At 36.4% G+C, this 324-nt stretch carries 1 protein-coding gene; it reads right to left on the reverse strand.

The window, feature by feature from the left end:
* A partial coding sequence (locus HMPREF2542_RS09885; RefSeq protein WP_186822130.1) for an LPXTG cell wall anchor domain-containing protein occupies positions 1 to 324 on the reverse strand: 324 nt, incomplete at both ends.

Raw genomic sequence — 324 nt, forward strand, 5'->3', positions numbered from 1 at the left:
AAGTATCCGTTACATCTTCTTTGATCTTCTTACCAGATTCATCCACATAGTGAACAACTACATCACCATAATCTTGAGGAGATTCTACCGTTACCGTATTAGAATCACGTTCGACATCATTGATGATTTCAGTAAAGGTGTTCTTTACTGTACCATTGCCTAATTGTTTCACTTGCATGTAACCTGTAGCTTGGAACTCACTATTATCTGAAATCTTGCTCAAGAAATCTTTAGAGAATGAATACAGAACTGTTCTTGCTTTATGGTCAATTGTTTGGTTGACGTATTGTGTCAAATCTGTACCCTTGGCAAGTTTTTGACCAT

Source organism: Streptococcus sp. HMSC034B05 (genome assembly GCF_001809055.1).
Classification (GTDB): domain Bacteria; phylum Bacillota; class Bacilli; order Lactobacillales; family Streptococcaceae; genus Streptococcus; species Streptococcus constellatus.